Here is a 26,472-nt window from a genome sequence, read left to right as displayed (position 1 = left end):
AGGCGCGCTTGTCACGGGGCGCTGGCTCGCTGAAACTGCCGGCGTAGTGACAAGTGGATACCGGCATGAAACCAACGACCTTTTCCCTGACCTTCTGCGCCCTTCTGCCCGCAACGGCAGCACTGGCCGACCGCATCGACATGCCGGCGCCCGTCAGCAGCGTCATCCTGTACCCACAGGGCGCCAGCGTCACCCGAACGCTTCAGCTGTCCGCGCCTGCCGGCCAACATGATCTGGTTATCCCCGGCCTGCCCGTCGGCACCGATCCCGCGGCGCTGCGCATTCAGGCGGAAAACCTGACGCTCGGATCGGTCCAGCTGCAATCGGCCCGCGCCCTGCCCGACCATGCGCCCGAAAGCCCGGCCATTCTGGCCGCCCGCGACCAGCTGCGCGCGGCCGAGGATGCTTTGCGCGATTTCGACCGTGCTGGTCAGGCCCTGCGCACCCGCGCCGAGGCCCTGCGCCAGCGGGCGCAGATCACCCGCGACCTGTTGCAGGGCGACAGCCGCCTGCCTGCCGCCGAGATTCCCGACACGGTCGAGCAGATGGGCGCGTTGATCGAGGATCTGCTGAATCGGGCCGACGAACAGGATTATCAGATCGCCATGCGCGAACCTGATCGCCAGCCGTTGTTGGATGCCATCGGCCGCGCACAGGCCGAACTGGCCGCGCTGCGCGCGCAAGTCCAGCAGGCGCAGTCGGAAACCCTGGTCCTGACCGTTCAGGCGACGGATCAGCCGGCTTCGGTCTCGATCACCGGTTTTGTGCCTTCGGCTGGCTGGCAACCCGATTATGATCTGCGCCTCGACCGCAGCGCCGATACGCTGACCATGCAGCGCGGCGTCAGTGTCTGGCAAAGCAGCGGCGAGGATTGGTCGGATGTCGCGCTGACGCTGTCGACCGCCCGACCGCAATCGCAAACCGCGCCGACCGAGGTGCCATCATGGATGCCGCGCTTTGGCCAGCCCGACCGCGACAGAAACCAGCGGCGAACGATGGAAATGTCCGCCGATATGGCCGGCGTGCTGCATGGCGCGCCGGCCATGGCCGCGCCCATCGCCGAGGCCAAGATGTCGACCATGGGCGTCACCGTCATCTATGACTACGACGGCCCCGTGACCATCCGCGACGGCGTCGACGCGCTGCGGCTGACGCTGGACGACAAGGCGCTGACGCCCGAGGTCATTGCCGAAGCCGCGCCCCGCTTTGACGACCGCGCCTATCTGGTGGCCGAGACGGTCAATACCACGGGCGAACCGATCCTGCCCGGCCCGGTCACGCTTTATGCCGATGGGGCACTGGTCGGGCGCAGCTTTGTCGATCTGACCGCCGATGGCGATGATCTGCGCTTTGGCTTTGGCCCGATCGACGGTTTGCAGGCCGAGTTGCGCCTGCCCGAGGAAACCGAGGGCGAAAGCGGCCTGATCCGCCGCCAGACCACGCTGCATGAAACCGCCACGCTGATCGTGCGGAACCTGACCGCCGAGGAATGGCCACTGCGGGTCGTTGATCGCATCCCGGTTTCGCGTCAGGAACAGTTGCGCGTCGACTGGTCGGCCGAACCCGAACCGTCCGAGACCGATCCCGATGGCCGTCTTGGCGTGCTGTATTGGCAGGCGCCCATCGCAGCCGGCGACACGCGCGAGATCATGCTGACCACGGACATGCGCTGGCCGGACGGTAACGAACTGCTCGACTAATGGTGATGAAACAAAGGGCGCCGACGAACGTTCAGCATCGGACCGCCAGTCAGGCGGCATCGAAACAAGAACAGGCGCCCCTCGTGGCGAGAGTGTGAGCATGGCAGAATTTCGTTTGAATACAGGCTATACGACGCGCAGCAACATCGACCACCGCGGCGATACCGATTCCTTCCAGACCACGCTGATCGAGGGGCTGACCTATACGGCCAGGGTCAGCGGATCCTATTCAGGCGGCGGCACGCTGGCGGACCCGAACCTGCGGCTGCTGGACAGTGCCGGCAATCCGCTGCTGTTCAACGATGACATCGTCAATGGCGTCAATCGCGACGCACAGCTGACCTTTACGGTCAATCGCACGGCGAATTACGATCTGCTCGTCGGCGAACAGGGCAACAACGCGACCGGAACCTATAAGCTGGTGCTGACGCCCGGCTATGCGACGAATGGCAATGACACCGTGAACGGCACCGTCTATGGCGATGCGATCAACGGCATGAAGGGCCGGGACATCCTGCATGGCGGCGGCGGCAAGGATTTTCTGTATGGCGGGCAGGGCGGTGACGCGCTGCTGGGCGGCAGCGGCCATGACCGGCTGTTCGGCAATATCGGCAATGACGTGCTGCGCGGCGGTGTCGGGTCCGATGTGCTGAACGGCGGGCCGGGCGCTGACCGGCTGATCGGCGGGCCGGGCGCCGATGTCTTTGACTTCAACCTGACGACCGATTCCGACGCCTCGGGCATCGACGCAATAGCCGCCGGTGACGGCGCCATTGCCTTCGAGGGCGTGGGCGTGCGCGGCGGCGATGTGATCGACCTGCGCGACATTGACGCCAACGAAAACCTGTCGGGCAATCAGGCCTTTGTCTTTTCCTCCAGCAAAGCCGCTGGCACTGTCTGGCTGGAAAACAGCAATGGCAGCACGATCCTTTACGGCCATACCGACAATGACGGGCGTTCGGATTTCGCCGTGGTCATCGGCGACGGTGCCGGGATCTCGTCGGGCGACTATACCTACGACGAATTTCTTCTCTGAATCCGGTCCGGGTCCGGCTGCCCGACAGGGCCGCGGCTTAGGTCGCGGCCCTTTTCTGTTGGTCAGGCCGGATCAGACCTCGACGAAATTTCCGCGCGGCCCCTCGGCCTGAACCAGCGTGCCATCGGCGATGTTGTGAACCATCGCGTGCAGCGTCAGTTCGCCCTTTTCGACCGCTTCCTTGACGAAGGGAAAGGTCATCAGGTTGTCGATAGACACCATCACCGCCTCGCGTTCCAGCGCGCTGACCTGCTGATCATCGGGCAAGTCCTTGATCCGGTCATAGCCGGGGCGCAGAATATCCATCCAGCGGCCGACAAAGCTGGATTTATCCTCCAGTTCCGGGGCGTGGCCTGAACACATCGCATGGCAGCCCGCCACGCCGCCGCATTGGGTGTGCCCCATGACGATCAGATGCGCGACACGCAGCGAGGTGACGGCAAATTCCACCGCCGCCGAGGTGCCATGCGGCTCGCCATCGGGGGCATAGGCCGGGACCAGATTGGCGATGTTGCGGTGAATGAAGAACTCGCCCGAATCGGCGCCAAAGATGCTGGTGACATGCACCCGGCTGTCGCAGCACGAGATCACCATGGCGCGCGGACGCTGCCCATCCTCGGCCAGGCGCCGATACCAGGCCTTGTTTTCCGAATAAACCGTGGCCTTCCAGCCATGATATCGCTGCACCAGATATTTCGGCAGAGGGCGTGTCACGTTCATGTCGGCCTCGAACTCTATGCGTTTCCAGCGACGTGATAGGCGGCATTCGTCGAAAATTCGAGCGGTTTCTTTGCCCGGCGATAACGGAATCTTCAGGGAAACGGGGCAATTTGCCCGAACGTGTGGGGACATGCTTGTTGGAGGTTTGTTATGGCGCAGGTAACTGCACTGGCCGTTGATGAGGCCATTCATGTCGACGCAAGGCGCGTCGGCGATATCGTGAACGAGCTGGGCGAACATGCCGCCCAGAATGTCATCGGTCTGTCGCTGGAACAGATGGCGGTGCTGCTGACCGATATCGAGACGGCGCTGGAAACGCAGCGGCTGGCCGATGCGATCACCCTGGCCGAGCGGCTGTCGCGGCTGGCCTGGCAGGTAGGGCTGTCCTCATTGGCGGGGGTGGCGGTCGATCTGGCCTCGTGCATCGAACGGCGCGACATGAACTCGCTGATGGCGGTTCGGGCGCGGCTGGCGCGGGTGGGCAACCGCTCACTGACCGAGATCTGGGAATGCGGCAGCGGCTAGATGCCCGTTCAGGGGGGCGGTTCGGCTTGCAGGGCGCGGCGGGCGGTGTAGTCTGGCGGGCGCAACAGCAGCCAGAAGGCCGATCATGCAGCCAGAATTTGCCCCGCCCTCATCCGAGACCCTGCCGCTGTGGACCGTTGCCAAGGGCGATCCGGTCCCCGATGCGGCGCAGGCCGGCGGTTGGCCCGATGCCAGCGGCTTTATTGGCAATGCCGGCCAGATCTGCCTGCTGCCATCGGCCGATGGCGGGCTGCGCGGGGCACTGTTCGGGCTGGGCGATCCTGCGCGGGCAAAGCGCGACCGTTTCCTTCTGGCCCGCGCGGCCAGCGGGTTGCCGGCGGGCGACTGGCGGCTGATGAACCTGCCCGATTGGCTGGATGCCGACGAAACCGCGCTTGGCTGGCTGTTGGCCAGTTATCGCTTTGATCGCTACAAGGCCGGCGGCGGCGCCAAGGCGCGGCTGGTGGCGCCTGATGGTGTCGATGCCGGGCGGCTTCTGGCCATCGCGGCGGGCGAGTTTCTGACCCGCGACCTGATCAACACCCCGGCAAATGACATGGGCCCCGATGCGCTGGAACAGGCCGCCCGCGATCTGGCCGGGCAGATCGGCGCAAAGATCACCGTCACCACGGGCGAGGCGTTGCTGCGTGACAACTTCCCGCTGATCCACACCGTCGGCAGGGCCGCCGCACAAGAGCCGCGGCTGATCGACATGACCCTTGGCGACAACGGCCCGACGCTGGTTCTGGTGGGCAAGGGCGTCTGTTTCGACACCGGCGGACTGAACCTGAAACCCGGCGCTTCCATGGCGCTGATGAAAAAGGACATGGGCGGCGCGGCGACGGTTCTGGGGCTGGTGAAGATGCTGGCGCTGACTGGCGCGACCGATCGGCTGCGGCTGCGGGTGCTGATCCCGGCGGTGGAAAACTCGGTGGCGGGCAATGCCTTCCGGCCCGGTGACGTGCTGACCAGCCGCCAGGGCCTGACGGTCGAGATCAACAACACCGATGCCGAGGGGCGGTTGGTTCTGGCCGATGCGCTGGCCCTGGCGGCAGAAAGCAAGCCTGACCTGCTGGTCAGCTATGCCACGCTGACCGGCGCGGCGCGGGTGGCGCTTGGCCCCGATATCCCGCCCTTCTATTGCGACGACGACGCCACCGCGACGGCGCTGCAATCGGCGGCGATGGCGGTCGCCGATCCCCTGTGGCGAATGCCTTTCTGGGATCCTTACGAGCCGCTGATCGAACCCGATATCGCCGATCTGGACAATGCGCCGGGCGGCGGCATGGCCGGATCCATCACTGCCGCCCTGTTCCTGCGCCGCTTTGCCGAAGGCGCGGGGCGCTATGTTCATCTGGATATCTATGGCTGGGCGCCGAAACCCGCGCCGGGCCGGACGAAAGGCGGCACAGGACAGGGCGCGCGAGCGCTGCTGGCCGCCCTGCCACAGGTGCTGGCATGAACGGCGATCCACGCCTGACCCCCGCCACCGACCGCATTGCGCTGTCCTCGCTGCACGGTGTTCTGGACCGGCCCGCCTATACGGACGGCGTGCCGATGCGCGTGGCCGTGCCCTTGGCGGAACTGTGCCGCACGCCCGCCGGGGCGCGCGACCGGCAGCTGAATTTCGGTGCCGATGTCACCGTGATCGACGAGGAAGGCCCAGATGGCTGGTTTTTTGTGCAAGCCGCCGCCGATGGTTATTGCGGCTGGACCACGGGGGCCGCGCTGTCTGACCAGCTGCCGCCCCTGACCCATCGCGTCAGCGCAGCAGCGACGCATCTTTACCCCGCCCCCGACATGAAGACGCATCAGTATTTCGCCCTGTCCATCGGCGCCCGGCTGGCCGTCGAGGGGTTCGAGGGCAAATTCGCCCGCCTCGCCACAGGCGGCTATGTTCCTGTCCAGCACATCACCGACCGGGACGAAACCGACCCGGTGGCGGTGGCGCTGCGCCTTTTGGGCACGCCCTATCTGTGGGGCGGCAACAGCGATTGGGGCATCGACTGTTCAGGCCTTGTGCAATGCGCGCTGGCCGCCTGCGGCATCGCCTGCCCCGGCGATACCGACCTGCAACGCAAGGCCGGCAAGCCGGTCGAGGGCGCACCGCAACCCGGCGATCTGCTGTTCTGGCCGCGCCATGTGGCGATGGTCATCGACGCGGACCGCATGATCCACGCCAATGCGCATACCATGGCCGTCACCATCGAGGGAATCGAGGCCGCCAAGGCCCGGATCGAAGCCGCAGGCGAAGGCCCCTTTCAGGGCGCCCGACGCTTCAGCGCAGGTTGAACACGCGGTCAGGGTGAACCTGACCACCCATATAGCGCCCGATGCACAGCGGCCCGTCGGCATCGCCCACCCAGACCGTCTCGCCAAATTCTGCGGTGCCGGTCACCTGCCCCGGATTGCCGTTGCGGATGCGCACCGCGCCCTCGGCCGTGGCGCGCAGGGCCGGCATGTCCTCCAGCGCAATTTCCAGCGGCATCAACTGGCTTTCCAGCCAGTCCTGCGCCTCGCGGTCGATGCGGTCGAAAGCCACGCCCTTTTCGGCGTCAAACGGCCCCGACCAGATCCGCCGCAGATGCGCGACATGGCCAAGACAACCCAGTTCCCGACCCAGATCGCGCGCGATCGAGCGCACATAGCCGCCCTTGCCGCAGACCATCAACAGCCGGGCGGTGTCTGGCGTGGTTTCGGTCAGGGTCAATTCCTCGACCCACAGAGGACGGGCTGCCAGTTCCACCGCCTCGCCCTCGCGCGCGAGGTCATAGGCGCGTTCGCCATCGACCTTGACCGCCGAGAAGGCCGGGGGGACCTGCATGATCTCGCCCGTGAAACCGGGCAGGGCCGCGCGGATGGCATCGGCATCCGGGCGGGCATCGCTGCGACGCACCACATCGCCACTGGCATCGTCGGTCGCGGTCTCTGCGCCCCAGTTGACGGTGAAGTCATAGGCCTTCAGCGCGTCGGTGATATAGGGCACGGTCTTTGTGGCCTCGCCCAGTGCAACCGCCAGCACGCCGGTCGCATCGGGGTCCAGCGTGCCGGCATGGCCGGCCTTTTTCGCATCCAGCGCCCAGCGCACCTTGGCCACAACCGAAGTCGAGGTCACGCCGGCGGGCTTGTCCACCACCAGCCAGCCATTGATGTCGCGACCCTTCTTGCGTGCCATGCCTTGCCCCTTTGGAAAGCGCGCGAGATAGCCCTGCGCCTAGCCGCCGTCAACCAGCCCGATCATCGGGCCAAGGCTGCGCCCGAAATCGGCGCGGTTCAGGCCCGGTGCGTAAAGCCGGCTGATCGAGCCGTCGAAATACAGCGCGTCGCGCACACCCAGCCCGTCGCGGAACAGCCGCCCGAATTCGTGGAAGGTAACCGGTTTGTCGGAAATGGCGAAATAGGCGGTCTGGCCATCGGGCGACACACCGACACCATTGCGGATATAGCGGCTGTCGCTGTCGACCAGAAAACGCGGATGCAATTCGCCGTCGATCACCAGCATCGGCCCCGATTGGGTGGCCAGCCGGCAATCAGGCCGGGCCGCCGCAAAGGCACGGCTTTCGATCACCTGAAAGGGTCGCGCGCCGCCGGTGCAAAAGACGCCATTGGGCAGCATGCCGAAGTTACCGCCTCCGCCCGCCGTGACGATGCCGTGGCGCTCGTCGCCCTCGATCACCAGCAGCCCGACGGGGCTGTAATCGGCGTGGAACATCCCTGCATTCATGGCGAAACGCAGGCTTTCACCACCGGCCAGCATCCGCCGCACGGCGTTGAAATTCCTCAGCGGGGCACCCTCGGCATCATCCTGCCACAGGCGCAGGCGCGGTTCCTCGGGTGCCTGCACCTCGCAGATGACATAGCTTTGCCCGTCATGGGCCAGCTTGCCGCAGCCCTCGGCCGATGCGGGGATCACAAAGGCCAGCAGAAAACCCGCCGCCAGCCCAAGCCGCTGCCAGCGGTTAGTTTCCTTCGGAATCGTCGTCATCCTCGTCGTGATGTTCCACATCGCGGCGCACGCGCTCGTCGGCGAACATGCGGCGTGTGTCATCCATGCGGTCAAAGGTCTCGTCCAGCACGAAGCGCAGCTGCGGCGCGTATTTCAGCGTCATCGCCTTGGCGATATGGTGGCGCAGTTCGGGTGCGTTGCGGCGCAGCGCGACCAGCGCGTCTTGCGCATCGCGCCCGCCAAGCGGCAGGACATAGGCCGTGGCGACCTTGAGGTCGGGCGAGGCCTTGACCTCGGACACGGTGATCGAGTGGCGGTTCAGATCCGGATCATGCACATCCGCGCGCATCAGCACGTCGGACAGGGTGCGGCGGATCAGTTCGCCCACGCGCAACTGTCGCTGCGAGGGACCGGAACCGTGGGTGTGGTGTTTCTGTGCCATCCGTCCGATGTAAGGGGTCGCGGGGCGTGCCGCAACGGGATAAGCACGGGCGTAACAAGGGGGTGACGCATGGACAAACCGGGAATCGTGGTCGCAGGCGCCTCGGGGCGCATGGGGCAGATGCTGATCCGGCTGATCACGGCCAGCGATCAGGCGCGGCTGGTCGGGGCGGTGGACCGGGCGGGCGGGCCGTGGATCGGGCAGGATGTGGGCGTGGCCATGGGCGGCGCGCCCCTTGGCGTGACCGTCACCGATGACGCGATCGAGGCGATTGCCGGGGCGCAGGCGCTGATCGACTTTACCACCCCCGCCGCGACCGTTGCCTATGCCGAACTGACCGCACAGGCCCGCGCCGTGCATGTGATCGGCACCACCGGCCTGTCGGATGAGGACCTGACATATATCGCCGCCGCCGCCCGCCACGCCCCGATCATCCGTGCGGGCAACATGAGCCTTGGCGTCAACCTGCTGGTCGGCCTGACCCGCAAGGTCGCCGCCGCGCTTGGCGAGGATTGGGATATCGAGGTGGTCGAGGCCCATCACCGCCACAAGGTCGATGCGCCATCCGGCACCGCGTTGATGCTGGGCGAGGCCGCCGCCGAAGGGCGCGGCGAAACGCTGGCCGACCTGCGCACCCCTGCCCGCGAAGGCATCACCGGCGCGCGCGAACGCGGCAGCATCGGTTTTTCAGCCATTCGCGGCGGCGATGTGGTGGGCGAACATGACGTCATCTTCGCCGCGGATGGCGAGCGCGTCGTGCTGCGCCATCTGGCCAACGACCGCGCCATCTTTGCCCGTGGCGCGCTGCGCGCCGCACTGTGGGGGCAGGACAAGGGACCGGGCGAATATGACATGGCCGATGTGCTCGGGCTGGACTGAAGGGGGACTGCATGGCGGACGCTTGCCTCTTTTGCCGGATCGCAGCCGGCGAGTTACCGGCGCACAAGCTTCATGAGGATGAGGCGATCATCGCCTTTCTGGACCTGCATCCGGTGCGGGAAGGTCATGCGCTGGTCATCCCCAGGGCGCATCACGTCTGGTTCGAGGATCTGCCCCCCGATCTTGCCACCCGCATCACCACCTGCGCGCAGGCGCTGGCCCGCGCCATGAAGCTGCTTTACGGCGTGCCGCGTGTGGGCATGGTCTATACCGGCATCCATGTGCCCCACGCCCATGCCCATGTCGTGCCGATGCACGGCATCCATGACATCACCTCGCAAGCCTATCTGGCCGACGGGCCGGATGGCTTTTCCGCGCCACCGCAATTGCCACCCGAGCGGATGGCACAGGTGGCGGCGCAGTTGCGCGCGGCGCTGGATCAGGGCTGAACCGAGCAGCACCCCTGCAACAGGCGCGGCTGATCGCCGTGCAGGATCACGCTGGCCCGCAGCCCGAACAACCGGTCCGACATGCCATCAGAACAGATCTGCGGCACCACACTGGCCGTCAGCCCTTCGGCCAGGATCGCGCGCGAGGGGTCGCGAAAGATATCCCCGCCCAGTACCGCGGAAATCCGGCGTGGCGTCTCGTCCATATCGGGGCCACCCAGGATCGCCCGGCTTTGCTGGACCGACAGGCCCCAGAACGGCTCGGTCCCGGCGCAGGCGAAACTGGCGGGCAGCATCCCGGCCTGCCACACATCGGTGCGATAGCTCAGATACCGCATCGACACCCAACCCGAGCCTTCGCCGCTGTTCACCCGGCCCCAGCCATCCCGTTCCTCGATCACCTCAATTCCGGTCTGATCGGGAACGAATTGCCCGATGATCGCGGCGCTGGCGCTTGGCTCGGCCCGGATGTTCAGCACGTCATCCGCAGCCACATCGGTCACGTCGAACAGCGTCGGCAGGATGTATTCCTGCGTGGCAAGGGCCGGGCTGGCCAGCAACAGGGCAAGGGCAAGAACGGTCAGGCGCATGGGGTCATCCGTTGTTGAATCGGTGTGCAGCATAGCAACATTTCGGGTGACAACATCTGACATTCCCGCGCGCAGTTCCCTTGGCCTGCGCCAGCGGCTAGAACCGTCCCGATGCAAACGCTTGCCACCCTGACCGCCGACGAGGCGATGACCGCGGCCCTTGCCCGGATGCTGGCCGCCAGCGCCCGGCCCGGCCAGACATTCCTGCTGGACGGACCCGTTGGCGCGGGCAAGACCCATTTCGCCCGCGCCTTCATTCAGGCCCGGCAGGGCGATGCGGCGGAAGATGTGCCCAGCCCGACCTTCACGCTGGTCCAGACCTATGACGACCCGATGGGCACTGAAATCTGGCATGCCGATCTTTACCGGCTTGGCGATGTGTCGGAACTGGACGAGCTTGGTCTCGACGAGGCCCTGACCGACGCCATCACCCTGATCGAATGGCCCGAACGGATCGAGGCGACACCGCCCGGCGCGCTGTGGCTGCGCCTCGCGCCTGATGCCGATCCGGGGATGCGGCAGATTTCGCTGCATGGCGCGCCCGAGGATTGGCCGGACCTCGCGAGGGCGGTGGAACGGGCGCAATTCATCCACGCCGCAGGCTGGGGCGAGGCGCAGGTGCGGCTGCTGGCGGGCGATGCCTCGGCGCGGCGCTATTTCCGGCTGATCCATGGCGGTGACAGCGCAGTGCTGATGGACGATCCGCCGCCGGGCAGCATGGCATCCTATCTGGCGATGACCGGCTGGCTGCGCGACAGGGGCTTTGCCGCGCCCGAGGTGTTTGCCGCCGATCCGGCACACGGCCTGCTGCTGATGGACGATCTTGGCGACGATCTGGTCGCGCGGGTGCTGGAACGCGAACCCGCGCTGGCGCGGCCGATCTATCAGCGGATCACCGATTTTCTGGTCGATCTGCACCGGCATCAGCCGCCCTTGGGCATCCTCGCGCTGGACGGCCCGGAACTGGCGCGTCAGGTCGGCATGTTCGCCGAATGGTATCCGCAGGCGGTCGGGGTCGATCCCGCTCCGTCGCTGGCCATCGCGGCACAGATCGAGGCCCTGCATGCCCGGCTGTGTGCCGACCTGCCGCCGGTCCTGTCGTTGCGCGATTTCCATGCCGAGAACCTGATCTGGCGGGGCGAGGCTGTGCTTGGCCTGTTGGATTTTCAGGATGCCGTGGCGACGCATCCGGCCTATGATCTGGTGTCCGCCTTGCAGGATGCCCGCCGCGATGTGGACCCTGCCATCGAGGCCGCGATGATCGACCGCTATATCGCCGCGACCGGCCTTGATGCGGATCGCTTCCGCGCCGCCTATGCGCTGCTGGGCGCGCAGCGGAACCTGCGGATCATGGGGATTTTCACCCGGCTGGCGCTGCATGTCGGAAAGCCGCGCTATCTGGCCTTCATGCCGCGGGTCTGGTCCTATGTGCAGCGCAACCTTGCGCATCCGGCCCTTGCGCCCTTGGCGGTAATCGTGAACGATCTGCCCGCGCCCACGCCAGACATCACCGACAGGATTGCCGCCCGATGCCAGACACCCGCCCGCTGACCCCGCTGATGCTGTTCGCGGCCGGTCTGGGCACGCGAATGCGGCCCCTGACCAATGACCGCCCCAAGCCGCTGATCACGGTGGGCGGCCAGACGCTGCTGGACCGGGCGCTGATCATGGCGCGCGAAGGCGGGGCCGGGCCGGTGGTGGTGAACACACATTACATGGGCGGCATGATCGCCGACCATCTGGCCGGGCAGGACGTGGCAATCAGCGACGAAGCCGAGCTGATCCTTGAAACCGGCGGCGGGTTGCGCCGCGCGCTGCCTCTGCTGGGGCAAGGCCCGGTCGCGACCCTGAACCCGGACGTGATCTGGCACGGTCCGAACCCCATCGCCGCCCTGCGTGCCGCTTGGGATGGCGAGCGGATGGATGCGCTGCTGGTGCTGGTGCCCCTGGCCCAGACGCGCGGGCGCATGGGCGGCGGGGATTTCAGCATCGACGGCGCCGGCCGCATCAGCCGCAAGGGCGATCTGGTCTATGCCGGCGCGCATATGCTGAACCCTGATCGGTTGGCCGGGATCGACCAGCCGGTGTTTTCGCTGAACATCCTTTGGGATCAGTTGATTACCGAAGGTCGTGCCCATGGGCTGATCTGGCCCGGCCAATGGTGCGATGTCGGACGCCCCGAAACCATCCCCCTGGCCGAGGCGATGGTGCATGGCAACTGACTGGCAACCGGGCCTGTTCGCGCTGGCTCCGGGCGTTGATTTCGCGCGCGAATTTGTCGCCGGCCTGCTGGACCGAATGTCCGGCCAACCGCCCGAGGCTTTGGCCCGCATCACCATCTATGCCAATTCCGGCCGCACGCTGACGGCGCTGAAAGCCGCCTTTGACGCGCGCGGGCCGCTGCTTTTGCCGCGCCTGCGGGTGGTGACCGATCTGGGTGCCGGGGCGGCGGCGGGGCTTGGGCCGCTGGCCGCACCTTTGGCGCGCAGGCTGCAACTGGGCCGGCTGGTCGCGGGGCTGCTGGACGGGCGGCCCGATCTGGGCGCGGGCTATTCCATCCCCGATCTGGCGCAATCGCTGTCCGAGTTGATGACCGAGATGCAGACCGAGGGCCGCGATGCCGCCGCCCTTGCCCGGATCGACCCCGGAGAGCATGCGCGGCACTGGCAGAACGCGCTGGATTTCCTGAAGATCGCAGCTGATTTCTATCTGGACGGTCCCCCGGTTGACCGCCCGGCGCGCCAGCGCGCCCAGGCCGAGACCGCCGTGCTGGGCTGGGCCGAGGGGCTCGATCTGCCCGATGCGCCGGTGATCGTGGCGGGATCGACCGGATCGCACGGGGCCACGCGGCTGTTCATGCAGGCGGTGGCTGCGCTGCCCAATGGCGCCGTGGTGCTGCCCGGTTTCGATTTCGACCAGCCCCCTGCGATCTGGGACGGGCTGGACGAAAAGGCCGAGGATCACCCGCAGGCCCGTTTCGCACCGCTGATCCGCAAGGCGGGCTATCCCCACCGCTGGACCGATACCCCCGCCCCTTCGCCCGCGCGCAATGCGCTGATGTCGCTGGCGCTGCGGCCCGCGCCCGTCACCGACCAATGGATCGCGGATGGCCCCTTGCTTGGCGATCTTGGCCCGGCAACGCAGGCGCTGACCCTGATCGAGGCCGACACGCCTGGGGCCGAGGCTGAAGCCATCGCCCTGTTGATCCGCCAGATCATCGAGGATGGCCAGCCCGTAACGCTGATCACCGGCGATGGCGGGCTGAACCGGCGGGTCCGTGCGGCGCTGGACCGCTGGCATCTGGTTCCCGATGACAGCGCCGGCCTGCCCTTGCCGCTGACGCCGCCGGGGCTGTTTCTGCGGCAGGTGGCGGCGCTGTTCGGCCAGCCGCTGACCATCGACGCGCTGCTGGCACTGCTGAAACATCCTGTCACCGCGACCGGGTCGGAAAAGCTGGGGCGCAACGATCTGCTGCGCCTGACCCGCGATCTGGAACTGAAGCTGCGGCGCTATGGGCCGGTCTTTCCGGGCGGCGATGCCTTGCGCGATTGGGCCGCGCGCGGGGACGAGATCCAGAAGGTCTGGGCCGAATGGCTGGGCGGAATGCTGGACCGGATCGGTGCACTGGCCGATGATCGACGCGCCCGCCCGCTGACCGACCGGGTAAAGGATCATCTGGCCCTGGCCGAGGCCCTGGCCGCCGGCCCGGATGGCGATGTCGGCCAGTCGCGGCTGTGGTCGGGCGATGATGGCAAGCAGGCGCGGGCGCTGATGGCGCATCTGGCCGAACACGCGCCAGAAGGTCCGCCCATGCGGCCCGGCGATTTCGCCGATCTGCTGCTGACCGAAATGCGGACGCTGGCCGTTCGCGCAGACCCCGCCGCGCATCCTCTGATCCGCTTTCGCGGTCCACGAGAGGCCCGGACCAACGCCTTTGGCAGCGTCATTCTGGCCGGGTTGAACGAGGGCGGCTGGCCCGGCGCGCTGGACCCCGATCCCTGGCTGTCGCGGCAAATGCGGCTGGATGCGGGGCTGACCCTGCCCGAACGCCGCATCGGGCTGGCGGCGCATGACTTCCAGCAAGGCATGGGTGCCGACCGGGTGATCCTGACCCGCGCCCGGCGCGATGATACGGCCGAAACCATCCCCTCGCGCTGGCTGAACCGGCTGACCAACCTTTTGGAAGGGCTGCCCGATCAGGGCGGCAAAACCGCGCTGGCTGCAATGCGCGCGCGCGGCGATGGCTGGCTTGAGATGGCCGCCGCGCTAGCCCGTCCCGAGGCCCGCACCGACCCCGCGGCCCGGCCCGCGCCGATCCCGCCCGCACCGGCGCTGACGGAACTGTCGGCCACCGATGTCGCGACCCTGATCCGCGACCCCTATGCAATCTATGCGCGGCGGGTGCTGGGCCTTCGCGCTCTGGACCCGTTGCGACCCGAGCCTGACGCCCGGCTGCGCGGCATTGCCTTGCATGATATCGTGCAGCGCCTGCTGGAATCGCGGCCCGATCCCGACATGCTGCCCGAGGCGCTGAAGGAACGGCTTCTGACCATCACCCGCGCGGTGCTGGATGAACAGGTGCCATGGCCCTCGGCCCGCGCCTTCTGGCTGGCCCGCATCGCCGCCATCGCCGATCGGCTTGTCGCCGATGAACTGGCGCGGCTGGCCCAAGGCAGCCCGGCGGTGATCGAGACCAAGCACCGCATTTCCGTGGCCGATACCGGCCTGACCCTGACCGCCAAACCCGACCGCATCGACCTGCTGCATGACGGGCGGGCGCAGGTCTATGACTACAAATCCGGCACGCCTCCGACCGACAGCAAGATCGAGACGCACGAGAAACAGCTGCTGCTAGAGGCGGTGATGGTGGCGAACGGGGCCTTTGACCAGATCGGCCCGACCGAGGTTGCCGGGATCAGCTATATCCAGCTGGGTGGTGAGGGGAAAACCAGCGCCCGCAAACTGCCCGATGATCTGCAAGGCGAGTTCTGGGATCGCTTCGTCGCGCTGGTGCGGGCCTATCTGTCGGGTCAGACGGGCTTTGCCGCGCTGCGGGATGCGGACGAGAAACGCTTTACCGGCGATTACGAACATCTGGCACGGTTCGGGGAATGGACGCTGTCTGACCCGACCGCCCCTGAAAAGGTTGGCGGCGATGACTGACCGGCCCATGAACGACGCGACCCGAAATCAGGTCGCGGCAGCCGACCCCTTGGCCTCGACCTGGCTGACGGCCAATGCGGGTTCGGGCAAGACGCGGGTGCTGACCGACCGCGTGGCGCGGCTGCTGCTTCGGGGCACGCCGCCTGAACGCATCCTGTGCCTGACCTATACCAAGGCCGCCGCGACCGAGATGCAGAACCGCCTGCTGCGCCGTCTTGGCGAATGGGCGATGCTGCCTGAATCCGATCTGCGGGCCGCGCTGGCCGCATTGGGCGAGGCCGGCACCGCCGACCTGACCGAGGCCCGCCGGCTGTTCGCCCTGGCGATCGAAACGCCGGGCGGGCTGAAGGTGCAGACGATCCACAGCTTCTGCGCCGCCTTGCTGCGCCGCTTTCCGCTGGAAGCCGGCGTGCCGCTTGGCTTTGCCGAGTTGGACGAACGCAGCGCATCGGTGCTGCGCGCCGAAATCATCGAGGAAATGGCCGAGGCCGGCGACCCGGCCATCGACGACCTGACCGCGCTGCACAGCGGGCACGAGTTGAACCGTTTTCTTGCCGGCCTGTCGGCTGCCGCCCATACCAAGCCGCCCGATCAGGCGGCGCTTTGGGCCTCGCATGGGCTGGCAGCGGCGCAGACCGAGGATGCGTTGCTGGCGCAGGTCTTTGACGGGGGCGAACGTGACCTTTTCGGCGCGCTGATACCCCAGCTTGCCCAAAGCGGCACAAACGATCAGCGCGCCGCCACCAGGTTGAAGCGCGGCGACTGGTCCGCCCCCGGTCCGGTCGAGCTGTCCATTCTTGTCGATGTCCTGCTGACCGGAAAAGACGCGAAAGAGCCCTTTACAGCCAAGATCGGGACGTTTCCGACAAAGGGATTGCGCAACGGGCCTTCTGCCGGTCTCATGCCCGATCTGGACGACCTGATGCTGCGCGTTCAGGACGCCCACACCACATTGCTCGCCCTTGCCGCTGCAAAACGCAGCCTGACCCTGCACCGTTTTGCGCATCAGTTCACCCACCGATACGAGGCGCGCAAGCTGGACCATGGCTGGCTGGATTTCGACGATCTGATCCGCCGCGCCGCCGGGTTGCTGTCGGAATCCAGCATGGCGCAATGGGTGCTGTGGCGGCTGGATGGCGGCATCGACCATATTCTTGTGGACGAGGCACAGGATACCAGCCCTGAACAATGGCGCGTGATCGAGCGGCTTACCGACGAATTCACCAGCGGCAGCGGCGCGGTCCCGCGCGATCGGACGCTGTTCGTGGTGGGCGATCCGAAACAGTCGATCTATTCCTTCCAGGGCGCCGATACCGCCGTTTTCGAGGCGATGCGCGACCAGTTCGACCGCGACTTTGCGCAGGCTCAGGCGCCGATGGCGCGGCGCGAGTTGCTGCATTCCTTCCGCTCGTCCCCCGCGATCCTGCGGCTCGTCGACGCGGTGTTTCAGGGCGAAACCGCGCTGGAACGGGGCGGTGACGCGCACCATATCGCCTTTCATCAGGCCCTGCCCGGCCGCATCGACATCTGGCCGCCGGTCGCCGCGCCCGAACCGGCCGAACCGGGGGAATGGTGGGTGCCGCAGGACCGGCCGGTGCCGCCCTCGGCCCAGACATTGCTGGCCAATGCCGTGGCCGCCCAGATCGCGGCGATCCATGGCACACCCTTCCATGACATCCGCGAAGGCCGCGTCAGGCCGCTGCGCTTTGGCGATGTGCTGATCCTTGTGCAAAGGCGCAGCGCGCTGTTCGACGAAATCATCCGCGCCTGCAAATCCGCCGGCCTGCCCATCGCCGGCGCCGACCGGCTGAAACTGGCCGCCGAGCTGGCCGTGCGTGACATTCGCGCGGTGCTGGCCTGCGTCGATACGCCCGAGGATGATCTGTCGCTGGCCGCTGCCTTGCGCTCGCCCCTGTTCGGGCTGGACGAGGATGCGCTGTTCCGGCTGGCCCATGGCAGGCGCAAACGCGAATTTCTGTGGGAAAGGCTTCGCCAATCCGACCATGCCGATGCCGTGGCCATTCTGACCGACCTGATGAACCTATCGGGCTATCTTCGGCCCTATGACCTGATCTCGCGCCTGCTGATCCGGCATGGCGGGCGCGACCGGCTGCTGGCAAGGCTGGGACAAGAGGCCGAGGACGGAATCGCCGAACTGCTGTCGCAGGCGCTGTCCTATGAAGGCGTCGAAACGCCAAGCCTGACGGGGTTTCTGGTCTGGCTTTCGGGCGACGATATCGAGGTGCGCCGTCAGGTCGGCAGCGGTGACGAGGACCTGATCCGGGTGATGACGGTTCATGGTGCCAAGGGGCTGGAAAGCCCGGTGGTGATCCTGCCCGACACCGCGAAGCCCAAGGCGTCGCCGGCGCCGCAGACCATCGCTTTGCCCGATGGCCCGGTGGTCTGGCGCGGCAGCAAGGGTCAGCGTCCTGCGGCAATCGAAGACGCGGTTTCCGACGAACAGGCGCGGCTGGAAGAGGAACGGCGCAGGCTGCTTTATGTCGGCATCACGCGGGCCGAAAGCTGGCTGATCGTGGCGGCGGCCGGCGAAACCGGGGCGGGAATGGACAGCTGGCATGCGCTGATCGCGGAAGGGGCCGGCCGGGCCGGGCTGGACAGCCGGACGGTCCCGATCGAGGGCATCGGCACGGCGACCCGATTTGATTTCGGCGACTGGCCCGATGGGCAGCCGCTGGATGGACCTGCGACAAACCGCGCGGGGGCGGGGCCGACCGCTCTGCCCGATTGGGTGCGAATCCGGCCTCAGCGCCCGCCACACCCGGCCCAGCCCATCGCAGCGACCGCGCTTGGCGGGGCAAAGGTCGTCGCCGGCGCGCCTGTCGAGGATGCCGATCCGCAGGCCGCCATGCTGCGCGGCACGCGGCTGCATCTGCTGCTGGAACATCTGCCCGGCTCGGACCCGGCCGACTGGCCTGCGCTGGCCCGCACGGCGCTGTCCGGCGCCGAGGGCGGTTTGCCCGGCGCCGATGAACTGGCCGACCTGCTGGCCGAGGCCGGCGCGGTCATTACCGCGCCCGATCTGGCGCAGGTGATGGCACCGGAACCGGGCGACACGGTTCTGGCCGAGATCGACCTGACCGCATCGCTGGATTGGGTCGGCCCGCTGCATGGCACGGTTGACCGGCTGATCATCGGGCCTGACCGGGTGCTGGCGGTCGACTATAAATCCAACAGCGACGTGCCGGCCACGCCGGACGCCGTTCCTGCCGGAATCCTGCGGCAGATGGCCGCCTATCGCGACGCGCTGCGGCTGATCTATCCGGGCCGGCGGGTTGCCGCGGCGGTGCTGTGGACCGCCAGCCGCAGCCTGATGGACCTGCCCGATGCGGTTCTGGATCAGGCGCGCGCTGCCCTTGACCCGCAGGCCTTGCGCCCCTAGCTGTCAGTCTGAAGCTTTCGTTCCGGCCCTGCCGGCATCCCATCTGAAGGAAGATCATCATGGCAACCAGCCCCGTCACCGACGCGCAGTTCGACGCCGAGGTCCGCAATGCCGATACCCCCGTTCTGGTCGATTTCTGGGCGGAATGGTGCGGCCCCTGCAAGCAGATCGGCCCCGCTTTGGAGGAACTGTCGGACGAATATGCCGGCAAGGTGAAGATCGTGAAGATCAATGTCGACGAAAACCCCGACACCGCCGCCGGACTGGGCGTGCGCGGCATTCCCGCGCTGTTCATGTTCAAGAATGGCGAGGTCATCTCGACCCGCATGGGCGCCGCGCCCAAGGCCGCGCTGAAAAGCTGGATCGACGAATCCATCTGATCCGGCAGGCGACAAGCCGCAAGACCAACGCCGTCAGGGGAAACTCTGGCGGCGTTTTTTGTTTGCTGGCGCCCATCACCGGTACGAGACGCGCAGCCATGGTGCCAATGGCATTTCCGCGGGTTTCTGCCCGCCGTCGTCATCAGATGAGAATCCGAAATTGAACCCGATCGTCTTTGGGCTATTGTACCCCGCCTAGCGTGAGGAATGCCCTTGAGGACCAGTTTTTCGACCAGCCCAAGGCACCGATCGTCAAGCCGGGATAGTTTGGCGGGCTCTGCTTCCCGTTCCGAACGGCGCGGCCTGACCATCGCTCTGGTCCTGACAGTCATGCTTGCGGGCTGCGCATCAAGACCCGAGCCTCAGACGCTTCAGCCGCAGGCCGGGATGGCCAGAGAGGCCAGTGACATCACCATTCTGGCGGCTACCGATCGCGCGCAGACGGACGCAACGCCGCCCGTATTTGGCGGTGATCGCGGCACGCTGCGCTATGAACGATTCACAATACGGCAGCTGTCATCGGCAGAAGCAGCAGCGCAGGCGAACGGCTCTATCGCCAGATACAGGGATCCGTCGAAGGTTTTTGTCACCACGGGGCGGCACGCGTTGAACCGCTCTGATTTCGTGCAAGCCATCGGGCAGGCGGATGCCACGGACAAAACCATCGGCGTCTTTGTCCACGGCTATAATACAAGCTATCAGGAAGCCGTGTTCCGGCTTGCCCAGTTAAGCGCCGAAACCGACAGACAGGCCGTCCCAATCCTGTTTTCATGGCCATCGCAGGGCGATTTCCGGGGCTATGTCGCCGACCGGGATTCGGCGACCTATGCACGCGACGATCTGGTTGAACTGCTGACCATGTTGAGCCGGTCGCACGCAAAAGGCAACATTACCCTCGTCGGGCACAGCATGGGTGCATGGCTGGTCATGGAGGCCGTTCGCCAACTTCGCCTTCAAGGCCGCGACGACGTCGTTAACCGCCTTCAGATCGGGCTGGCGGCGCCGGATATCGACATTGATGTCTTTCGCAATCAGGTCGCGGCCGTCGGCCGGCTGTCACCACCGATAACGGTTCTTGTTTCCAGGGACGACCGTGCGCTTGCCGTGTCAAGCCGGCTTGCCGGGGGCAAGCCACGGCTCGGCCTGGCCAGCGCCGATGACCCGCAGATCAAGGCTATGGCTGAACGGGACGGCGTCAGGATCATCGACATCACGTCGCTACCCTCGATCAATGCCCTGAATCACGACCGCTTCGTTGTCTTTGCGGCCCGCTATTCGCATGCGGCACAGGTCGGCGCTTTTGGCGAACTTGCCCAGGCAGGGGCGTTTCTTCTTAATGCGACAGGCAGAATCCTTTTGGCGCCGCCCACGCGGATCGCGCGGATCATCGAGCGATCACCTTGAGGCAAGGCGGCGGAATGCGGCGCAAGGGGCTTTGACCCGCATGCGCCCCGCGTTCCCGTCAGGCGGCGCGTTCCGGCCGGCGCCCGACCTGACGCACCAGCCCCGCCAATTGCCGCATCTGGCCCGAAAGCGGCGAGGTCTTGCGCCAGACCATGCCCACGCTGCGCGACGGACGGGGCTGCGGCAGTTGCGCTGTGCAGACCGGCGCATTCCCGGTTTCCAGCGGCAAGGCCATTTCCGGGATCAGCGTCACACCGATCCCCGCACCCACCATCTGCACCAGCGTCGACAGCGAGCTGCCCTCCATCAGATCGCGGGGCATGGCCGAGGACCGGCTGCAAAACGCCAAAGCCTGATCGCGGAAGCAATGCCCCTCTTCCAGCAGCAGCAGGCGCATTTCCGACAGGATCTCGGGGCGTGGAACCGGCTTGCCGGCATCGGCGGCGGGGCGGACCAGCACGAAATCCTCGTGAAACAGCGGTTCTTCATGCAGGGCCGGTTCCGAAATCGGTAACGCGACAATCGCCGTGTCCAGCCGCCCTTCGACCAGATCCCCGATTAGCTTGCGCGTCACCGCCTCGCGCGGGTGCAGCTCCAGCTGTGGGTGGCTGGCCGACAGCGCCTGAATGACGGCGGGCAGCAAATAGGGCGCGATGGTCGGAATCACCCCCAATCGCAACCGCCCCGTCAGGGGACCATCGGCGGCGCGGGCAAGTTCGGCCAGTTCATCGACCGATTGCAACACCGACCGGCTGCGTACGGCAAAAGCCTCGCCCAGGCTGGTCAGGCTGATCTGCCGCGCGCCGCGTTCGATCAGCGGCGCGCCCAGAATATCCTCCAGCTCTTTCATCTGGACCGACAGCGCCGGCTGCGAGATCGCAAGGCTGTCCGCCGCGCGGCCGAAATGGCCCCAACGGGCAAGCGCCTCGAAATAGCGAAGGTGGCGAAGGGTCAGGCGATTCATAACCTGCAATTATCATACAGATAAGAAAATACAAATTCTAATAATGATGGGTTTGGTGCAGACTGTCGGCATCACGGGGTTTGACCTGTCCTCATACCGGCGGAATTGCCAGACCGCCGGCCGGGAAGGGGCTGCCCCGACAAGCCGTTTCAACACGACGATATCGGAGAGCAAAGATGGACGGAAACGACGTGAACACCGGTGGCAAATGCCCGGTCATGCACGGCGCGCTGACCGAGACCGGCAACACGGTCACGGATTGGTGGCCCAAGTCGCTGAATCTGGACATTCTCAGCCAGCACGACAGCAAGACCGACCCGATGGGCGAGGGTTTCGACTACCGCCAAGAGGTCAAATCGCTGGATTTCGAGGCGCTGAAGAAGGACATGCACGCGCTGATGACCGAAAGCCAGGACTGGTGGCCGGCCGATTGGGGCCATTATGGCGGGCTGATGATCCGCCTGTCCTGGCACGCGGCGGGATCCTATCGCCTGGCCGATGGCCGTGGCGGCGGCGGCACCGGCAACCAGCGTTTCGCCCCGCTGAACAGCTGGCCCGACAATGCCAGCCTGGACAAGGCACGCCGCCTGCTGTGGCCGCTGAAGAAGAAATACGGCAACAAGATCAGCTGGGCCGACCTGATCGTGCTGGCCGGCACCATCGCCTATGAAAACATGGGGCTGAAGACGTTTGGCTTCGGCTTTGGCCGCGCCGATATCTGGCACCCGGAAAAGGATGTCTATTGGGGCGCAGAAAAGGAATGGCTGGCCCCCAGCGACGAACGCTATGGCGATGTCGAAAAGCCCGAGACGATGGAAAACCCGCTTGCCGCCGTGCAGATGGGGCTGATCTATGTCAACCCGCAGGGCGTGAACGGCAAACCCGACCCGCTGAAAACCGCGGCGCAAGTGCGCGAGACCTTTGCGCGCATGGCCATGGATGACGAGGAAACCGCCGCCCTGACGGCAGGTGGCCATACCGTCGGCAAGACCCATGGCAACGGCAATGCCGATGCGCTTGGCCCCGATCCCGAGGCCGCCGATGTGACCCAGCAGGGCATGGGCTGGGCCAACCCCGACCAGCAGGGCAAGGCCAGCCGGGCCGTGACCTCGGGTCTGGAGGGCGCCTGGACGACCCATCCGACCAAATTCGACATGGGCTTTTTCGACATGCTGTTCGGCCATGAATGGGAATTGCGGAAATCCCCGGCCGGTGCCTGGCAATGGGAGCCCGTCGACATCAAGGACGAGGACAAGCCGGTCGATGCCAGCGACCCCTCGGTCCGGCACAACCCGATGATGACCGATGCCGACATGGCGATGAAGGTGGACCCGATCTATAACGCGATCTGCCAGAAGTTCATGGCCGATCCGGCCTATTTCGCCGACACCTTCGCCCGCGCCTGGTTCAAGCTGACCCATCGCGACATGGGCCCCAAGGTCCGCTATGTCGGCCCCGATGTTCCGGCCGAGGAACTGGTCTGGCAAGACCCGATTCCCGCTGGTGCGACCGGCTATGACGTGGCCGCCGTCAAGGCAAGGATCGCCGCAGCCGGCCTTGGCGTGGCCGACATGGTCTCGACCGCTTGGGACAGCGCCCGGACCTATCGCGGCTCGGACATGCGCGGCGGCGCCAATGGCGCGCGCATCCGGCTGGCCCCGCAGAAGGACTGGGAAGGCAACGAGCCGGCGCGTCTGGCAAAAGTGCTGTCGGTGCTGGAACCCATCGCGAAGGAAAGCGGCGCCAGCCTGGCCGATGTGATCGTGTTGGCTGGCAATCTGGGGGTCGAACAGGCCGCCAAGGCCGCCGGTTTCGATGTGACGGTGCCCTTCGCGCCCGGTCGTGGCGACGCCACCGATGCCCAGACCGACGCGGCATCCTTCGACGTGCTGGAACCGCTGGCCGATGGCTTCCGCAACTGGCTGAAGAAGGATTATGTCGTCTCGTCCGAGGAACTGCTGCTGGATCGTGCGCAACTGATGGGCCTGACCGCCCCCGAAATGACCGTTCTGGTCGGCGGGATGCGGGCCATGGGCACCAATCACGGCGGCACCAAACACGGCGTGTTCACCGATCGCGAAGGCGCATTGACGACCGATTTCTTCGTCAACCTGACCGATATGTCGAACAGCTGGAAAGCCGGCGGCGATGGCCTTTACGAGATCCGCGACCGCAAGACCGGTTCGGTCAAGTGGACGGCGACACGGCTGGATCTGGTCTTTGGCTCGAACTCGATCCTGCGGTCCTATGCCGAGGTCTATGCCCAGGACGACAATGCCGGGAAATTCGTGCGTGATTTCGTGGCCGCCTGGACCAAGGTGATGAACGCGGATCGCTTCGACCTGCGCGCCTGATCGCCTGACATCACCGACCCGCGCCGTCCTCGTCGGATGGCGCGGGTTTTTCATGCGATCATGGCGGATGGCCGTGCAAACCGCATAGGCGCCGGGGGCATTCTCTGCTAAGCCGATCCGCGTTGATTGCGTAAGGAGTCTGTCGGGCATGACCGTCGAGGGCCGTAAGCTGGATCAGATCGCCCGCGCAGCCTGGCTGTCCTTCGTCGCTGGCCTGACCCAGGACGAGATCGCCGCCCAGATGGGCGTGTCGCGCCAGACCGCACAGCGGATGGTGGCGCAAGCGCAGGCCATGGGTCTGGTCAAGGTCCGCATCGACCACCCCTTTGCCGATTGCCTTGATCTTGCCGCCCGGTTGCGCCGCCATGTCGGGCTGACCTGGTGCGAGGTGGTGCCGTCGGACGCGCGCGGCGCGGGCATGGCCAATGCGCTGGCCGACAGTATCGAAAGCTGGCTGCGCCGCGATGGCCCGCTGATCGCAGCCTTTGGCACCGGCCGGACGCTGCGGGCCGGGGTCGAACAGATGTCGCGGCTGGATTGCGATCAGCATCGCATCGTCTCGCTGACCGGAAACATTGCCACAGATGGCTCGACCGCCTTTTACAACGTGCTGTTTTCACTGTCGGAACGTGTTACCGCGCGCAGCTATCCGCTGTTGATGCCAGTGGTGGCCAGCAGCGTCGAGGAACGGCAGGCGCTGGCCGCCCAACCCGGCATCGCCCGCGTGATCGAGATGACCCAGCAGGCCGCCGTGGCCTTTGTGGGCATCGGGCCAGTCGGCGATGATGCGCCGCTGGTGCTGGACGGTTTCGTGACCGAAGACGAAATTCGCACCCTGCGTCAGGCCGGTGCCGTGGGCGAGATTACGGGCTGGGCCTTTGACGCCGATGGCCGGCTTTTGCGCAATCAGCTGACCGACCGGGTGGCCTCGGCCCCCATTCCATCGCGCGAATCAACGCTGGTGATCGCCGCCGCAAGGGGCGAGGCCAAGCATCAGGCGATCCGGGCCGCGCTGAAGGGCGGGCTGTTGAACGGTCTGATCACCGATACCGAAACCGCTGAATTTCTTCTGAAATAGTCACGCTTACCCAGCGTCAAGGATTTCCATTGACTTTTGCATGGCCATGTATGAGCATTTGCCCATGGAGATGGCATTTGCCAACGGGAGGAAAAAATGAACTTTGCAAAACGCGCCCTGCTTGGTGCGACTGCCCTGACGGTTGTTGGATTCGCGGCCCATGCCCAGACGCTGACCATCGCCACGGTGAACAATGGCGACATGATCCGCATGCAACAGATGACCGCGCCCTTCACCGAGGCGAACCCGGACATCACGCTGGACTGGGTCTCGCTAGAGGAAAACATCCTGCGCGAGCGTGTGACGACCGACATCGCCACGCAGGGCGGCCAATATGACGTGCTGACCATCGGCACCTATGAAGTGCCGATCTGGGCCAAGCAGAACTGGCTGCTGCCCCTGACAGACATGCCGGCCGAATATGACGCGGCCGACCTGCTGCCTGCCGTCAGCGCCGCGCTGTCGGTCGACGGCTCGCTTTATGCTGCGCCCTTCTATGGCGAATCCGCGATGGTGATGTATCGCACCGATCTGGCCGAGGCCGCCGGCGTCACCATCCCCGAAAGCCCGACCTGGACCGACATCAAGGCCGCCGCCGAGGCGATGACCGACAAAAGCAAGGAACAGTACGGCATCTGCCTGCGCGGCAAGCCGGGCTGGGGTGAAAACATGGCCTTCCTGACCGCCATGGCCAACAGCTATGGCGCGCGCTGGTTCGACATGGATTGGAAACCCCAGTTCGACAGCGCCGAATGGAACGAGGCGCTGACCGACTATCTGGCGCTGATGACGAATTTTGGCCCTCCGGGCGCGTCCTCAAACGGGTTCAACGAAAACCTTTCGCTGTTCCAGCAGGGCAAGTGCGGCATGTGGATCGACGCCACCGTCGCGGCCAGTTTCGTGACAGACCCCGCCAATTCGACCGTGGCCGACAAGGTGGGATTTGCCCAGTTCCCCAACAAGGAAGGCGTCGACAACCACGGCAACTGGCTGTGGGCATGGTCGCTGGCGATCCCTTCCAGCTCGGACGCGCCGGATGCAGCGAAGAAATTCGTCGCCTGGGCAACCAGCAAGGAATACACCGCCCAGGTGGCCGAGGCGCAGGGCTGGCGCGCGGCGCCTCCGGGCACGCGGACCTCGCTGTATGAAAATACCGACTATCAGGCCGAAGCGCCCTTTGCCGCGATGACGCTGACCGCGATCAACGGGGCCAATACGCAGAAATCCTCGGTTCAGGACATTCCCTATACCGGCGGCCAATTCGTCGCGATCCCGGAATTCCAGGGCATCGGCACCGCCGTAGGCCAGCAATTCTCGGCCGCTCTTGCCGGTCAGATGTCGGCGGCCGATGCGCTGGCCGGCGCGCAGGCCAACACCACCCGCGAAATGACCCGCGCGGGCTATATCAAGTAATCCGGACCTCCCTGCCGACGCACCGCCCG

Annotated in this window: 22 protein-coding genes; 16 read left to right on the top strand and 6 right to left on the bottom strand. The window is 66.1% G+C overall.

The genetic code is table 11. The features are described from left to right. Positions 1-65: 65 nt before the first annotated feature. Positions 66-1,700, top strand: coding sequence for a DUF4139 domain-containing protein (locus FNJ84_RS04720; RefSeq protein WP_143791848.1), 1,635 nt, complete (start codon positions 66-68; stop codon positions 1,698-1,700). Between the two features lie 100 nt (positions 1,701-1,800). Further along, positions 1,801-2,736: a calcium-binding protein gene (locus FNJ84_RS04715; RefSeq protein ID WP_143791847.1), complete on the top strand. Its 936-nt coding sequence runs from the start codon at positions 1,801-1,803 to the stop codon at positions 2,734-2,736. A gap of 72 nt (positions 2,737-2,808) precedes the next feature. On the opposite strand, the gene FNJ84_RS04705 is transcribed toward FNJ84_RS04715, so the two are convergent. Continuing rightward, a complete protein-coding gene (locus FNJ84_RS04705) occupies positions 2,809-3,456 on the bottom strand; it encodes a carbonic anhydrase (RefSeq protein ID WP_143791845.1) in 648 nt (215 codons plus the stop codon). Positions 3,457-3,606: 150 nt separating this feature from the next. Between FNJ84_RS04705 and FNJ84_RS04700 the strand changes: the two genes are divergently transcribed. The 3 genes from FNJ84_RS04700 to FNJ84_RS04690 all read left to right on the top strand — a co-directional run bounded on the left by FNJ84_RS04700 (position 3,607) and on the right by FNJ84_RS04690 (position 6,273). Then, positions 3,607-3,981 (top strand): hypothetical protein, encoded by a 375-nt coding sequence (locus tag FNJ84_RS04700; protein WP_143791844.1) that lies wholly within the window; start codon positions 3,607-3,609, stop codon positions 3,979-3,981. A gap of 85 nt (positions 3,982-4,066) precedes the next feature. Then, positions 4,067-5,443: a M17 family metallopeptidase gene (locus tag FNJ84_RS04695; protein ID WP_143791843.1), complete on the top strand. Its 1,377-nt coding sequence runs from the start codon at positions 4,067-4,069 to the stop codon at positions 5,441-5,443. Then, positions 5,440-6,273: a C40 family peptidase gene (locus tag FNJ84_RS04690; RefSeq protein ID WP_143791842.1), complete on the top strand. Its 834-nt coding sequence runs from the start codon at positions 5,440-5,442 to the stop codon at positions 6,271-6,273. The genes FNJ84_RS04695 and FNJ84_RS04690 overlap by 4 nt, the downstream gene beginning before the upstream one ends. Here FNJ84_RS04690 and truB read toward each other — a convergent pair. Genes truB through rbfA form a run of 3 tightly spaced genes read right to left on the bottom strand, consistent with a single transcriptional unit; the run spans position 6,260 to position 8,369 of the window. Then, positions 6,260-7,156 (bottom strand): tRNA pseudouridine(55) synthase TruB, encoded by an 897-nt coding sequence (truB, locus tag FNJ84_RS04685; RefSeq protein WP_143791841.1) that lies wholly within the window; start codon positions 7,154-7,156, stop codon positions 6,260-6,262. The two genes, FNJ84_RS04690 and truB, sit on opposite strands and share 14 nt — an antisense overlap. Positions 7,157-7,195: 39 nt before the next feature. Then, positions 7,196-7,966, bottom strand: a complete 771-nt coding sequence (locus FNJ84_RS04680; protein ID WP_143791840.1) for a phosphodiester glycosidase family protein — start codon at positions 7,964-7,966, stop codon at positions 7,196-7,198. After that, complete coding sequence (rbfA, locus tag FNJ84_RS04675; protein WP_185968420.1) at positions 7,941-8,369, bottom strand: 30S ribosome-binding factor RbfA; 429 nt, start codon at positions 8,367-8,369, stop codon at positions 7,941-7,943. The genes FNJ84_RS04680 and rbfA overlap by 26 nt, the downstream gene beginning before the upstream one ends. Positions 8,370-8,438: 69 nt before the next feature. Here rbfA and dapB point away from each other — a divergent pair, with 69 nt between their 5' ends. Together dapB and FNJ84_RS04665 are read left to right on the top strand one after the other, a co-directional pair. Continuing rightward, a complete protein-coding gene (gene dapB / locus FNJ84_RS04670; protein WP_143791839.1) occupies positions 8,439-9,248 on the top strand; it encodes a 4-hydroxy-tetrahydrodipicolinate reductase in 810 nt (269 codons plus the stop codon). An 11-nt stretch (positions 9,249-9,259) separates the two neighbouring features. Next, complete coding sequence (locus FNJ84_RS04665) at positions 9,260-9,697, top strand: HIT family protein (protein ID WP_143791838.1); 438 nt, start codon at positions 9,260-9,262, stop codon at positions 9,695-9,697. Here FNJ84_RS04665 and FNJ84_RS04660 read toward each other — a convergent pair. Further along, positions 9,688-10,287: an SH3 domain-containing protein gene (locus FNJ84_RS04660; RefSeq protein ID WP_185968419.1), complete on the bottom strand. Its 600-nt coding sequence runs from the start codon at positions 10,285-10,287 to the stop codon at positions 9,688-9,690. The two genes, FNJ84_RS04665 and FNJ84_RS04660, sit on opposite strands and share 10 nt — an antisense overlap. A 111-nt stretch (positions 10,288-10,398) precedes the next feature. Between FNJ84_RS04660 and tsaE the strand changes: the two genes are divergently transcribed. The 6 genes from tsaE (at position 10,399) to FNJ84_RS04630 (ending at position 20,634) form a co-directional block, all read left to right on the top strand. Beyond that, positions 10,399-11,838, top strand: a complete 1,440-nt coding sequence (tsaE, locus tag FNJ84_RS04655; protein WP_143791836.1) for a tRNA (adenosine(37)-N6)-threonylcarbamoyltransferase complex ATPase subunit type 1 TsaE — start codon at positions 10,399-10,401, stop codon at positions 11,836-11,838. Beyond that, a complete protein-coding gene (locus FNJ84_RS04650) occupies positions 11,817-12,509 on the top strand; it encodes a nucleotidyltransferase family protein (protein ID WP_255471040.1) in 693 nt (230 codons plus the stop codon). Before tsaE ends, FNJ84_RS04650 begins: the two co-directional genes overlap by 22 nt. Then, on the top strand, positions 12,499-15,450 hold the full coding sequence (gene addB / locus FNJ84_RS04645; protein ID WP_143791835.1) for a double-strand break repair protein AddB: 2,952 nt from the start codon (positions 12,499-12,501) through the stop codon (positions 15,448-15,450). Before FNJ84_RS04650 ends, addB begins: the two co-directional genes overlap by 11 nt. Next, positions 15,443-18,850: a double-strand break repair helicase AddA gene (gene addA, locus FNJ84_RS04640; protein WP_143791834.1), complete on the top strand. Its 3,408-nt coding sequence runs from the start codon at positions 15,443-15,445 to the stop codon at positions 18,848-18,850. Before addB ends, addA begins: the two co-directional genes overlap by 8 nt. A gap of 59 nt (positions 18,851-18,909) precedes the next feature. Then, entirely contained in the window at positions 18,910-19,230 is a 321-nt protein-coding gene (trxA, locus tag FNJ84_RS04635; protein WP_143791833.1) for a thioredoxin, read from the top strand. A gap of 387 nt (positions 19,231-19,617) precedes the next feature. Next, entirely contained in the window at positions 19,618-20,634 is a 1,017-nt protein-coding gene (locus FNJ84_RS04630) for an alpha/beta hydrolase (RefSeq protein ID WP_185968418.1), read from the top strand. 58 nt (positions 20,635-20,692) lie between these two features. Here the strand turns inward: FNJ84_RS04630 and FNJ84_RS04625 are convergent, their stop codons facing one another. Further along, positions 20,693-21,598: a hydrogen peroxide-inducible genes activator gene (locus FNJ84_RS04625; protein ID WP_143791831.1), complete on the bottom strand. Its 906-nt coding sequence runs from the start codon at positions 21,596-21,598 to the stop codon at positions 20,693-20,695. A 176-nt stretch (positions 21,599-21,774) separates the two neighbouring features. Here FNJ84_RS04625 and katG point away from each other — a divergent pair, with 176 nt between their 5' ends. From katG to FNJ84_RS04610, 3 genes are all read left to right on the top strand, one after another. Then, complete coding sequence (gene katG, locus FNJ84_RS04620) at positions 21,775-23,952, top strand: catalase/peroxidase HPI (protein WP_143791830.1); 2,178 nt, start codon at positions 21,775-21,777, stop codon at positions 23,950-23,952. Positions 23,953-24,100: 148 nt separating this feature from the next. Continuing rightward, complete coding sequence (locus FNJ84_RS04615; protein ID WP_143791829.1) at positions 24,101-25,030, top strand: sugar-binding transcriptional regulator; 930 nt, start codon at positions 24,101-24,103, stop codon at positions 25,028-25,030. Between the two features lie 96 nt (positions 25,031-25,126). Then, positions 25,127-26,443, top strand: a complete 1,317-nt coding sequence (locus FNJ84_RS04610) for a sugar ABC transporter substrate-binding protein (RefSeq protein ID WP_143791828.1) — start codon at positions 25,127-25,129, stop codon at positions 26,441-26,443. Positions 26,444-26,472 lie beyond the last annotated feature (29 nt).

The organism is Paracoccus sp. M683 (assembly GCF_007096355.1).
GTDB lineage: Bacteria > Pseudomonadota > Alphaproteobacteria > Rhodobacterales > Rhodobacteraceae > Paracoccus.
Note: the sequence above shows the minus strand (reverse complement) of the source record. Positions and strands in the feature narration are given on the sequence as shown.